8 protein-coding genes are annotated in these 12,557 nt (G+C 63.1%); 7 read left to right on the plus strand and 1 reads right to left on the minus strand.

The window, feature by feature from the left end; genetic code table 11:
• Nucleotides 1-600 precede the first annotated feature (600 nt).
• Nucleotides 601-1,206 carry a transcriptional regulator gene (locus tag ACQR50_RS07460; protein ID WP_428970431.1) on the plus strand — a complete coding sequence of 202 codons (606 nt, stop codon included), beginning with the start codon at nt 601-603 and terminating at the stop codon, nt 1,204-1,206.
• Nucleotides 1,207-1,361: 155 nt separating this feature from the next.
• On the opposite strand, the gene ACQR50_RS07465 is transcribed toward ACQR50_RS07460, so the two are convergent.
• Entirely contained in the window at nt 1,362-2,456 is a 1,095-nt protein-coding gene (locus tag ACQR50_RS07465; RefSeq protein ID WP_428970432.1) for a Gfo/Idh/MocA family protein, read from the minus strand.
• Nucleotides 2,457-2,487: 31 nt separating this feature from the next.
• Here ACQR50_RS07465 and ACQR50_RS07470 point away from each other — a divergent pair, with 31 nt between their 5' ends.
• The 6 genes from ACQR50_RS07470 (at nt 2,488) to ACQR50_RS07495 (ending at nt 12,378) form a co-directional block, all read left to right on the plus strand.
• Nucleotides 2,488-3,381, plus strand: a complete 894-nt coding sequence (locus tag ACQR50_RS07470; RefSeq protein ID WP_428970433.1) for an aldo/keto reductase — start codon at nt 2,488-2,490, stop codon at nt 3,379-3,381.
• Nucleotides 3,378-4,448 carry an LLM class flavin-dependent oxidoreductase gene (locus ACQR50_RS07475; protein WP_428970434.1) on the plus strand — a complete coding sequence of 357 codons (1,071 nt, stop codon included), beginning with the start codon at nt 3,378-3,380 and terminating at the stop codon, nt 4,446-4,448. The genes ACQR50_RS07470 and ACQR50_RS07475 overlap by 4 nt, the downstream gene beginning before the upstream one ends.
• Before the next feature lie 78 nt (nt 4,449-4,526).
• The gene (locus tag ACQR50_RS07480; RefSeq protein WP_428970435.1) at nt 4,527-5,759 is read left to right on the plus strand and encodes an MFS transporter; all 1,233 of its coding nucleotides are present in this window, start codon (nt 4,527-4,529) and stop codon (nt 5,757-5,759) included.
• An 88-nt stretch (nt 5,760-5,847) separates the two neighbouring features.
• Nucleotides 5,848-8,145 carry a TonB-dependent receptor gene (locus ACQR50_RS07485; RefSeq protein WP_428970436.1) on the plus strand — a complete coding sequence of 766 codons (2,298 nt, stop codon included), beginning with the start codon at nt 5,848-5,850 and terminating at the stop codon, nt 8,143-8,145.
• On the plus strand, nt 8,145-9,692 hold the full coding sequence (locus tag ACQR50_RS07490) for a sulfatase family protein (protein ID WP_428970437.1): 1,548 nt from the start codon (nt 8,145-8,147) through the stop codon (nt 9,690-9,692). Before ACQR50_RS07485 ends, ACQR50_RS07490 begins: the two co-directional genes overlap by 1 nt.
• A 523-nt stretch (nt 9,693-10,215) precedes the next feature.
• The gene (locus ACQR50_RS07495; protein ID WP_428970438.1) at nt 10,216-12,378 is read left to right on the plus strand and encodes a putative bifunctional diguanylate cyclase/phosphodiesterase; all 2,163 of its coding nucleotides are present in this window, start codon (nt 10,216-10,218) and stop codon (nt 12,376-12,378) included.
• Nucleotides 12,379-12,557 lie beyond the last annotated feature (179 nt).

Genomic DNA, 12,557 nt, shown 5'->3' on the forward strand with positions numbered 1-12,557 from the left:
CACATGCGAACGGCGGGGATTGGGTCAACTGGAAACGCTTGCAGCGTTCTACATCGTTTGGCGTGACCAAAGGGCTAGGCATGCCGTCACTGCACCTGAAAGTACGGCAGAAGCGATTATGGCTTGGCCGAGATTTGCTAGCATCATGGAAATCCTTTTGGCTGCCCGTCATAAACGTTCAAACTCTACGGTAGGATGCATGCCCCGGTCCTGGCGCCGCGCCGAAGCCAAGGCATAAGGCATTGAAAATTAACCCCGCAAACCCATCTTCGGACCATCGTCAACAACGGAAAGGAGGTGATCGGATGTCTCATTGTCAGATGCCGATTACGGCAACGAAAACGATCATGGCTGCTTCATTGGAGCATGGCCGGATCTGAACGATTGCCGACCTCGGTCGACAATGGAAAGGCCGCTCCGTAACGGGGCGGCCTTTTGTTTGTCAGACGTGTAACTTGGCCTTTGGCAGGTGTCACAGGGCTTGGTGGAGGCCAGCCAAATCTGCCAGCTATGCGACAGATGATCTCATGCGGAGAGGTCGATGGTGGGGCACTGAGAGCAGGCCAAGTCCTTCACATATCCCATCTGGTCGACCAGGTCATGCGATTGTCGCTTGGCGGATGCCGTGGTCTGAGCCAGATCGACGGTATGAAGGTCTTTTTGGATTTCGAGGCGTCGTCACTGTCCGATCAGAGCTATCCGGTGGAGGTGGCATGGGTGTTCCAGGACGGGCGGACGGAAAGCCATTTGATCAAGCCCGCCCCTGGATGGGTCGACTGGAACCCACAGGCAGAGGCGATCCACGGCATCAGCCGTGCGACACTTACCAGTGAAGGTCAGCCGCACGACGTTGTCGCGACACGTATGATCGAGGCACTTAGCGATCATGAGCTCTTCGCCAGCGCACCGTCCTGGGATGGCAAGTGGCTAAGCGTCTTATTGCGCGGTGCCGGGCTACCCCGCCATGCGCTGCGGCTCCGCGATACGGACGAGGCGCTACGCTCGACGGCCATTGAAATCCTTCAGAACGTGATCTCAGCCGCCCGACTGGACGTTGAGGTTCACACCCTTGTCTCGGTCGCTAATGCAGCAAAAAGCACCCAACCTGCTCACCGGGCGCTAGCCGACGCCATCGGCGAATATGAGACATGGTGCCGAGTGCGTCAGGCCGCACGCGTATTGGCTGCGGAGAATGGCGCACGCTGATCTCAAAAAGGTCGGATTGGCCTCACCTGCGTACCTTTCCTAGCTTAATGAATGGCGGAAGTTGGGAAAACGAGATGGGTGACTGCGTGACCACTTATGGGTCTCAACGCCCGATTTGATCACGGTAATCGGCTAACCACGCCGGGGCCTTGACACTATACTATCTCCTCGACTTCACGCAATTCGACCACACGGTGTTCGCGGGCACTGATTTCCGCTGCGACGCCCATCGCCACCGCGCGAAGACCGTCCTCGGCGGACACCTGGACGGGACCGTGGCCGCGTACCGCGTCTGCAAAGGCGAGATGCTGGTAATAGGTCGCGCCCTCATGGCTGCCTGCAGCATGAGCCATCGGGTCGATCGCGATGCGGGTCCGCTCGACGCGCTTTTCCCCGCCGAAGCCGACGCGCGGGCTATACACCAGTTCGCCGGGCGGGATCAGGGCGTCGAGACGGGCGATGTCGCCGGTCGCGCTTATTTCTTCCTGATGCACGGCACCGTCCGCGAACATCGACAGGTCGAGCATCGCACGCACGCCGTTGACGAAATCGACGGTGGTGAAGCTGTTGTCGATGATGTCGGGTGTGCGGCCGTCGTAACGTTCGTCGAGATGATTCACATCCATTGCGCCGGAGCAATAGACGCGCACCGGCTCGGCTTGGACGATCAGCCGCATCAGGTCGAAGAAGTGGCAACATTTCTCGACCATCGTGCCGCCGGTATTGGCCGCGAAGCGGTTCCAGTCGCCGACCTTGGGCAGGAAGGGGAAGCGGTGCTCGCGGATCGACAGCATCTGCAACCGGCCGACACGTCCGCCATGGATAGCGTCGATAAAGGCGGCGGCGGGGGGCATGAAGCGATATTCCATGCCGGTCCAGAAAGGCCGGGCATGCTCGGCGGCGCGCTCGACGATCCAGCGCGCGTCCGCCATGGTGGTGGCAAGCGGCTTTTCGCACAGGATCGCCGCATCCATGTCGAACAGCGGCTCCAGGACCGCGCGGTGCGTGTGGTTGGGGGAGGCCACCACGACCGCGTCGACGCGAGCGTCGCGGGCAAAGGCCTCGACACTGTCATAGGCGGTGACGTTCGCCGCTACGGACCCCAGCGCGTCCCGGGCCCAGCCGAGCGACTGTGGCACCGGGTCGGCGATCGCGACGATTTGCGCCCCCGGCACCAGCGCGATGTTGCGCAGATGCTCGACGCCCATCATGCCCGTCCCGACGATCCCGTATCGAATTGCGGCTACCATTGCCCGTGTCCCTATGCCATTCCGACGCCCGATGACGACGATCCGCCTTTCCCGCGAAGCACGGCCGCTCGGCAAGAGTGCAATCCTTGTGTCCCCAATAGCTTGGGGCATGTGGCGTTTTACCGGCGAGGATGTCTCCGCCGCGCGGGCCCGGGTCGAGGCTGCGCTCGATGCCGGGATCACCTTGTTCGACACCGCCGATATCTACGGCGTCGACGATGGTGGGTTCGGATCGTCCGAAGCGCTGTTGGGACGGGTGCTTGCCGAGGCGCCCAAATTGCGTGAGCGGATGGTGATCGCGACCAAGGGCGGCATCTGGCCGGGCTTTCCCTATGATTCGAGCTCGACGTATCTGGCCGGGGCGCTGGACGCATCGCTCAAGCGCTTGTGCGTCGAGCGGGTCGAGCTGTACCAAATCCACCGCCGCGATTTCCTGAGCCATCCGCAGGAGGTCGCTGCCGCGCTGACCCGCATGGTCGAGACGGGCAAGGTCACCGGGATCGGCGTGTCGAACCATAGCCCGGCCGAGGTCGATGCGCTCTCCGCATTTCTGGGACTGCCGATCCTGACGACTCAGCCGGAATTCTCGCCGCTGCATCCTGCGCCGCTTTTTGACGGCACGCTGGACCAGGCGGTGGCGCGGGACATGGCGGTGCTCGCCTGGTCGCCGCTGGCGGGCGGGCGGCTGGTCGCGGGGGATCACCCGGCAGGCGCGCTGCTGGCGGAGCATGGTCAGCGTTGGGGTGTCGATGCTGCGACGGCAGCGCTGGCCTGGGTCATGGCGCATCCGGCGCGGATCATCCCGATCATCGGATCGCAAAATCCCGACCGCATCCGTGCGGCGGGAGACGTGTACCGCGTCGAGTGGACCCGCGCCGAATGGTATGCCGTGCTTCAGGCCGGAATGGGGGAGCGCCTGCCATGACCGATATGCTTGGCCCTTGCGAGATCAGCTGGTTCTCGGCGTTGTGTGACGACGATTACGAGTTTCTGGGCGTGCCCGACCCGGCATTGCGTTCGAGCTGGGAGCATTGCCGCGACATCGTGTTGCAGGCGGAAACGGCGGGTTATGACAATTGCCTGCTGCCGTCGGGCTATGCGCTGGGCATTGACACCACGGCCTTTGCCGCCGGGATCGCTCCGCTACTTCGGCGGATGCGGCTGTTGATGGCGGTGCGGATCGGCGAAAGCTGGCCGCCGCAACTGGCACGACAGATCGCGACGATCGACCGGATGCTGGGCGGGCGGTTGACCGTCAACATCATCTCCAGCGACCTGCCCGGCGAGACGCTGGACAGCGCCCCCCGTTATGCCCGCACAGTTGAGGCCATGCACATCCTGCGCACCCTGCTGGACGGGAAGCCGCTCGATCATGACGGCGATTTCTGGAAATTGAAGCTTGACCCGCCGCGCGTGACCACCGTCTCGGGTCGGTGCCCGCCCTTCTATTTCGGCGGCCTGTCGGAAGCTGCGCGTGAGGCGGCGGCCGAGGGCGCGGACGTCTATCTGATGTGGCCTGATACGATGGAGGGGGTACGCGCTATCGTCGCCGACCTGCGCGCGCGGGCCGCCCGGCGCGGGCGCAGCTTGCGCTTCGGCTACCGTGTCCATGTCGTCGTTCGCGAGACCGAGGCGGAGGCGCGCGCCGCCGCCGACCGGCTGCTGTCCAAGCTGGATGACGCGACCGGCGCCGCGATCCGGTCCCGTTCGCTGGACTCGCAATCGGCAGGCGTCCGGCGACAGGCCGAACTGCGCGAGGGCAGCGATGACGGCTATGTCGAGGCCAATCTCTGGACCGGCATCGGTCGGGCGCGATCGGGGTGCGGCGCGGCGATCGTCGGCGACCCCGACCAGGTTCTTGCCAAGCTGCAGGCCTATCGCCAAGCGGGCATCGATTCGTTCATCCTGTCGGGCTATCCGCATGCGGCCGAGGCCGATCTGTTCGCCCGCCATGTCCTCCCACGGATCGATCATGCTCCGCTGACATTGTGAGCGGCTTGGCGATCGGCTTGGTGGGGCGATAGAGAAACTGTCTCGCCGCCATCCCCTGCGCCTCGCCATGATGCGGGCATGAGACATGTCGGGGAATTGAGCGCGCGCCATCGCGGGCTGTTATTTGCGTTGGTCATCACGGCCGGTGTGCTGAACCTCGTCGACCGGCAGGTCATCGCGGTACTGAAGCCGGTGATCGCCGCCGACCTTGGCTGGAGTGACGATGATTACGGCACGCTCGCCGCCTGGTTTCAGGGCGGTGCGGCGGTCGGTTTCCTGTTCAGCGGCTGGATCGTCGACGGGTTGGGCGTGCGCTGGGCCAATCCGATCGGGGTGGCGGCGTGGAGCGTCGCGGCCTTGCTCCATGGCTGGGCGCGGTCGATGGGCGCGTTCATCGCGGTGCGCGTCGCCTTGGGCGCGACCGAGTCGATGGGGACGCCCACGGGCATCAAGACGGTCGCCGCCGTTCTGCCGCCGCGCTGGCGGTCCGCCGGGTTCGGTGCCGGCAATGCCGCCAACAGCCTGGGCGCGATCCTGGCGCCGCTCGCCATTCCGGTTCTAGGCCTGACCTTCGGCTGGCGGGGCACGTTCATCGCGGTCGGACTGATCGGGTTGGGTTGGGCCTTGACCTGGCTGATCGCGGCGCGGGGGATCGTCTTTGCCGCGCCAAAAGTGAGCGACGCAGCGGCGCCGCTTCCGGACGCGCCGCTGTTGCGCGACCGGCGGACCTGGGCGGTGGCGGGGGCCAAGTTGTTGTCCGACGCGACCTGGTGGTTGTTGCTCTTCTGGCTGCCCGACTTCTTTCATCGGCAGTTCGGGCTGTCGGGCGTCGCGCTCGGCGTGCCGCTGGCGCTGGCCTATGGCGGCGCGGCGATCGGCTCGCTGGTCGGTGGAGCGGTGCCGACCCGGCTGCTCGGGCGGGGCTGGTCGGTGAATGCGGTGCGCAAGCTTGTGCTGCTCGGCGCCGCACTGGCCGTCGTGCCGATCCCTCTGGCTCTGCTGACGCATAGCTATGCGGTGGCGGTTTCGCTGATGGCGTTGGCGCTGGCCGGGCATCAGGCCTTTTCGACCAACATCTTCGCGATGATCGCCGACATCGTGCCGCAGCACCGCGTCGGCCGGGTGACATCGTTCGGATCATTCTGCGGCAATATGGGCGGGGTCGTGATTGCCAAGATCGCCGGGCTGACCCTGGCGGCGGGGCTGGGCTATCTGCCGCTGCTTCTCTTCGCGGCGATCGCCTATCTGGCGGCGTTCGCTTGGGTGCAGTTGCTGCTGCCCCGGCTGACGCCGATCGAGGCCGAACGCTAAAGTCCGGCTGCTGACCGCCAAGGTCCTTCTTTATTCCCTAGTCGATAAGTGGGCATTAGCCTCCGCGTCGATCTGAAAAGGGGACCAGATGATCGATCGCCGCCTGTCCGTGCTGCTCGTCGGCACCGCCTTCACGCTAATCGCCACGTCCGCCGCCGCGCAGGACGCACCTGCCACGAAGTCCGAGACCAAGCCCGCCGATGGCGAAGTGGTCGTGACCGCGCGTTATCGCAACGAGACGCTGCAACAGGTGCCGATCGCTATCACTGCGCTGGAGGGCGGTGCGCTGGCGGAGCGGCAACTCAACAATCTCGAACGGATCGCTGCCTTGATCCCGTCGGTCGGTTTCCGCAGTGGCGCGTCCAACAAGGATCGCACCGTCTTTATCCGCGGGATCGGCACGATCACGACCTCGCCCGGCGTCGAGCCGTCGGTTTCGACCGTGCACGACGGCGTGGTGCTGACGCGTCCGGGCCAGTCGACGCTGGATCTGGGCGAGGTCGAGCGGATCGAGGTTCTGCGCGGGCCGCAGGGCACCCTGTTCGGCAAGAATGCGTCCGCGGGCGTGGTCAACATCGTCACGCGCAACCCGACCGACGAATTCCACGCCTTCGGCGAGGCGGGGGCGACGACCGATCAGGAGTATCGCATCAAGGCGGGCGTCTCGGGTGCGATCGTCCCGGGCAAGGTCCAGGCGCTGATCGGCGGCCTCTATAGCGATTTCGACGGCAATCTGCGCAATGTCGCGACCGGCCACGACGCCAATGGCTCGCGCCGCTACGGGGCGCGCGGCAAGCTGGTGATAACGCCGTTCGACGCGCTGAAGATTACCGCGATCGGCGACTATCTCAATACGCGAGAGACGGTGGCGGCGGTCTATAGCTCGACCCGGCAGATCGCCTATCCGACGAATGCGATCACGGACTCCACCGCCCTGGCCGCCGCGCTGGCCGGGCAGGGGATCGTCGCGTCGCCGTCGAACCGGCGGCTGGCGACCAATATCGATACCAATGTCCGTGACGAGAATTATGGCGGGTCGCTGACCGGCGACCTCACGCTGGGCGACTATCACGTCACGTCGATCACCGCCTGGCGGCAATGGCTGAACCAGCAGCGGCAGGATTATGACGGCCTTGCCCAGCTGACCGCCGCCTTCCCCGCGGGCGCGGACGACGGGAGCGTCAACAGCCGTCAATTCTCGCAGGAGCTTCGGCTGACCTCGCCCAAGGGCGGGCTGATCGATTATGTCCTGGGTGCCTATTATCTGCGTGCGCGGACCGACGAGCAATATCAACGCGCGCTGACCACCCTGTCGGGCGCGACGCGGACCAGCACCACGGGCATCGCCAATTACGGCATCACCAACCACAATTACGCGCTGTTCGGCGAGGCGAACATCAATTTCACCCCTCATTTCCGGGGAATCGCGGGCTATCGTTCGACCTGGGATACGCTGGACTTCTACCATGTCCGCACCTCGACTAACGACCCGACCAACAGTGGCGCGGCGTCGCTCGACCGGCCGGGCATCCGCGCCTATCACAATGCGACGGGCCGCACCGATGCGCGTGGCGACAGCTACCGTCTCGGGCTTCAACTCGATCTGGGCGACCATGCCCAGACCTATTTCACCTATTCACGCGGCTATAAGGGCCCGGCCTACAACGTCTATTTCAACATGCGTTCGCTCAATGCGACGACCCTGCTTGACGAAGTTCCGCTGAGCCCGGAGACGTCCAACTCCTATGAGGCCGGGATCAAGGGCAGCACCGCCGACCGCGCGCTCAGCTATGCGCTGGCGGTCTATACGACCGATTTCGACGGCTATCAGGCGAACTTCACCGACTCGGTCGGCGGCGCGCCCGTCACGCGACTGATCAATGCGGGTTCGGTCCGCTCGCGCGGGGTCGAGGCGGATGTGACGCTGCGCCCGGCCAAAGGCTTCGCCGTCGATATCTCCGGGGCATTCACCGACGCCACCGTCCGCAACTTCAACTGCCCGGTCGGCGCGCCGGTCAGCTGCAACATCAACGGCCAGCCGCTGCCCTTCGCGCCGCGCGTGCGGCTGTTCGAGAATGCCGCCTATCGCTTCGCGCTCTCGGACGCCCTGTCGCTTGAGTTGCAGAGCGACGTCTCCTTCAGCAGCAAGGTGCAATATTCGCTGGCCGAGACGCCCAACACCGTCCAGCCCGCTTTTGCCATCTGGAACGCCAGCGTGGCGCTGATACGGCCCGGCGATGGATGGCAGCTTCGCGCCTATGTGAAAAACATCGCCAACACGCCTTATGCTAGCTTCCTGAGCAACGGCACCTTCGGCGGGACCGTCCGCTTCGTGCCGCGCGACGACCGGCGTTACGCGGGCCTTTTGCTGCGCAAGGACTTCTGATGAACGGCGACACGACGCGGCGCGGGGTGCTGCTTGCCGGGACCGGCGGTGCGTTCGGTCTCTATTCGATGGCGGCGGGCGCTGCACCAGAACCGCGCCGGTCGCGCCGCCTGCCGCGTCTGTCGGGCGTCAAACCGCGCAACATCTTGGTCGTACTGACCGACGACCATAGGTACGACGCGATGGGTTTCATGAAAGGGCAGGATTTCGGTGACACGCCCACGCTCGACCGGCTGGCTCGCGAGGGAACGCATTTTCGCAACGCGTTCGTCACCACCGCACTCTGTTCGCCGAGCCGGGCATCGATCTTCACCGGGCTCTATGCGCATCAGCACAAGGTGGTCGACAACAACCATCCGATCCCGCCGGGCCTCATATTCTATCCCGAATATCTCCAGGCCGCCGGTTACGACACCGCCTTCATTGGCAAATGGCATATGGGTGACGAGGGTGATGGCCCGCAGCCCGGCTTCGACCATTGGGTCAGCTTCAAGGGGCAGGGGAGCTATCTGCCCAGTGCCGACGGACTGAACGTCGATGGCCGCCGCGTGGCCCAAAAGGGCTATATCACCGATGAGCTGACCGATTACGCGATCGACTGGATCGGCAAACGTCCGGCGGGCCGCCCCTGGATGATGCATCTGGCGCATAAGGCGGTGCATTCCGAATTCCTCCCTGCCGAACGCCACAAGGGCCGCTACGACAAGGAGACGTTCCGCTATCCCGCCTCGATGGCACCGAACGCGCCGGGGCGGCCGATGTGGGTGGAGAACCAGCGCAACAGCTGGCACGGCGTCGGCTATCCCTATCACGGCTCTCTCGACATCGGCGACTATTACAAGCGCTACATGGAGACGCTGCTCGCGGTCGACGAGGGGTTAGCGCGGATCATGGACCTGCTCGAACAGCGCGGCGAGCTGGACGACACGCTGATCCTCTATCTTGGCGACAATGGCTTCATGTTCGGCGAGCATGGGCTGATCGACAAGCGCACCGCCTATGAGGAATCGATGCGCATCCCGATGCTGGCGCGTTGCCCGGCGCTGTTCCCGGCAGGCAGCGTGGTCGAAAAGGTGGTCGCCAATATTGATATCGCCCCCACGCTGCTCGCTGCCGCCGGACTTCGCGCGCCGGACGGCATGGCTGGGACCAACGCGCTGCCGTTGGTACGCGACGCGAACGCGCCGTGGCGAGACGAACTTCTCTACGAATATTATTGGGAGCGGAATTTCCCCCAAACTCCGACCGTCCACGCCCTGCGCGAGGACCGGTACAAATATATGCATTTCCACGGCATCTGGGACATCGACGAATTATACGATCTTGCCGATGATCCGCACGAAACGAACAATCTGATTGCTAGCCCCGGTCATGAGGATCTCGCCGCGCGGATGAGTGGCAAGCTTTTCGCGCTACTCGAGCAAAGCCACGGCATGGCCATCCCGTTAAGTGCTGATGCGGGACAGCGAAACGAACTCCGCGATCCGAAAGGGGCACCACAGGCAGCGTTCCCACCGCGATTCTATCGATCGGGCAAGCCGGTATGATCGTGAACCGCGAGCTGCTATGCCGTACGGTCCACTTCGATTGTCGGACAAATTGCCATGAGATGCATATCCCGACACCGTGATTTCTACCTGAACGAATGTCTGTAAATGGGCCGCGTATAGTGCGCCTTGGATGGCCGGGTATGGGTCGTCATGGCGTCCTTGCCGCTGCTGCCCGTACAGCGGCGTCTTACGCGGTCCTGCTGCCAACCAGTACCGGAATAGGCCACTCTTTGCAGGCATGGCCAACCACGAAGTATCAAGCTGATATAGATTGTTAACCAGGAGATGGGATGGCCGCAGCCACTCTTGCTGCTGCGATGAGCTTCCCTTGATATCCTCCCTATTGCCCTATTCCGCTTACCTTCTGGGGGTCGCCATCGGCATCGGCCTGACGTCAGGCTGGTTGGTAGCGCTGCTTACAGCCGAAATTCGTCATGCCCGCATCAGGCCAATTGGCTGGTGTGATGGAGGCTTAGTGCTAGCTGCGGGGTTGGGTGTGTGGTCGACCCATTTCAGCGCGATGACCGCCTATCGTCCTGATCTGATCCTGACTTATGCACCGGATCGCACCGCGATTTCCGCTGCGGTGGGTATCTTTCTGGTTGGCTTGCCAATCGCCGCCCTTGCCAGGGCTGAGCGCCGAAGCTGGCAGATCGTACTCGCCATGACGGCAGGTTTCGGCATCTGGTGCATGCATGCCGTCGGCCTGTCCGCGCTGATTGATTGCAATCACAAATTTTCAGCCGCGACGAACCTGATTGGTGGGCTGATCGGTACGGCGATCCTGATCAGTTGGCAAATCCGTCGTTCGTCCAATTTTCCACGGCTGGCGACCAGCATCTCTTTTGTCGGCGCTGTATGCGCTATTCATTTCATCAGCCTAGGTGGGGACGCGGTGACCGCACCCTTGGCCATCGTCCATGGTAGCGCCATGTCGCCCGGCCTCATCGCGGCATGCACCGCCTTTGCCATCTCGATCGCCTGCCTGGGCGGCGTCCTTTCCGCCTCGCAGGCGCGGTTGCGGCGCGAGCGGGAAGCGCAGACCCTTAAAGCGGTTATCGAGAGTATGTCAGACGGCTTGGTCTTTATCGACAAGGCTCAGTGCCTTCGCCAGTACAACAAACGTTTCCTGACCTTGTTCGATACGCCGCCCGAGGCGCTTCGAACCGGTGTGACCATCGACATCTTTCTGGACACCATTGCACGGTACCGAAACTGGCATCCCGACAAACGGACCCTTGTCGGCCAAGCGATGAAGGCCTGGGTTCATTCCGGTGAGCCTTTCGACCGAGAATGCGAAATGGAGGACGGCCGGACCTATGTCATGCAGTGTCGGCCAGTAGTCGAGCAAGGCGTGGTCCTGACGTTCAACGACGTGACGATCGAACGGCAGGCCAGCCGCACGCTGAGTTATCATGCGCATCATGACGTCCTGACCAATCTCGGCAACCGCCGGGCACTTCAGGATCACATGTCAACCATGATCAGCAAAGCGGAGACGTTCAGCCTGCTGCTCATTGACCTCGATGGATTCAAGGAGGTCAACGACACCTTTGGTCATGGCATCGGCGACAAGCTGCTGGTCCATTGCGCGGCAGTCCTGCGTCGCTTGGTTGGCCCGGACAGCTTCGTCGCCCGTATGGGCGGTGATGAGATGGCCGTCGTGATAGCCTTGCCGATCAGTCAAGCCACGACGCTCGCCACCGACGTAGTAACCCAGATGTCGCATGCAGTCACCATTGACGGCTATCGCCTGATGCCGGGATGCAGCATCGGTGTAGCGGAGTGGGAGGCCGGGCTGTCGGGTGAGGAATTGATGAGGCGCGCAGATCTCGCACTCTACGACGCCAAACGGGCTGGCCGTCGCCGCGCGCACCCTTATGAGCATGCCATGACAGAGGCGCTCCTGAAGCGACAGGAGATCGTCGACGGCCTTCATGATGCTGTGAAAGGCGGCGGCTTCCGCCTGGCCTTTCAACCGATCGCCGACCTCGCTTCCGGTATCACCTGCGGCTATGAGGCGCTGCTGCGTTGGCGACATCCCGAACGAGGATGGATCTCGCCTGATGTCTTCATTCCTATCGCCGAGGATGCAGGCCTGATCGATGAAATCGGGCGGTGGGTGATCGCCGAAGCGTGTCGACACCTGGCGGGGTGGTCGCCCCATCTGTACGTGGCGGTCAACGTTTCGGCGGCGCAACTGGCATCAGACGCGTTGCTCGACCACCTCACGCAGGCCATCATAGTCAACGGCTTGGCACCCGAGCGGCTGGAGATCGAAATCACCGAAACGGCGCTGATCCGTGACCCAGCGAAGGTCGCAGGCCGATTGGAGCGTATTCGCAAACTCGGCTTTAAAATCGCGCTGGATGACTTTGGGACAGGGCAATCGTCGCTCTCTCATTTGCGCGATCTTTGCTTCGACCGGATCAAGATTGATCGCAGCTTCGTGCTGCGTGCGGGGAGTGATCCGCGCTCGATGGCGGTCCTGCGGGCGACCGTCACGCTTGGACGCGAATTGGGTGTTATCACCCATGCCGAAGGCGTCGAGACATCGGAGCAACTTGCCTTGTGCCGAGAAATCGGTTGCGACGCCGTGCAGGGATACCACATCGGCCGTCCGCTCATCCCGTTGGTTGACATGGGAATGCCCTATTATGTCCAAACCGATAGGGCGGCTTGATGCACGTCGAGGACAGCCTTGGTACATAGGCAGCGCTTACATAGCAGGTAGCCCAGTTTGATATTCGTGACCGTCACGACATACCCCGCGCGTCTGACCTATTCGGCATTACATATTTGTCATAGATAATTGATTTACATATATTTTCTATGAAGGTGGCCATCTAAATGGATGGCCCC

Source organism: Sphingomonas sp. Xoc002 (genome assembly GCF_050408055.1).
Classification (GTDB): Bacteria; Pseudomonadota; Alphaproteobacteria; order Sphingomonadales; family Sphingomonadaceae; genus Sphingomonas; species Sphingomonas yabuuchiae.

Coding starts and splice junctions, on each gene's coding strand:
- ACQR50_RS07460 (WP_428970431.1), top strand. CDS start 601: ATGCGATTGTCGCTTGGCGGATGCCGTGGTCTGAGCCAGATCGACGGT.
- ACQR50_RS07465 (WP_428970432.1), bottom strand. CDS start 2,456: ATGGTAGCCGCAATTCGATACGGGATCGTCGGGACGGGCATGATGGGC.
- ACQR50_RS07470 (WP_428970433.1), top strand. CDS start 2,488: ATGACGACGATCCGCCTTTCCCGCGAAGCACGGCCGCTCGGCAAGAGT.
- ACQR50_RS07475 (WP_428970434.1), top strand. CDS start 3,378: ATGACCGATATGCTTGGCCCTTGCGAGATCAGCTGGTTCTCGGCGTTG.
- ACQR50_RS07480 (WP_428970435.1), top strand. CDS start 4,527: ATGAGACATGTCGGGGAATTGAGCGCGCGCCATCGCGGGCTGTTATTT.
- ACQR50_RS07485 (WP_428970436.1), top strand. CDS start 5,848: ATGATCGATCGCCGCCTGTCCGTGCTGCTCGTCGGCACCGCCTTCACG.
- ACQR50_RS07490 (WP_428970437.1), top strand. CDS start 8,145: ATGAACGGCGACACGACGCGGCGCGGGGTGCTGCTTGCCGGGACCGGC.
- ACQR50_RS07495 (WP_428970438.1), top strand. CDS start 10,216: ATGACCGCCTATCGTCCTGATCTGATCCTGACTTATGCACCGGATCGC.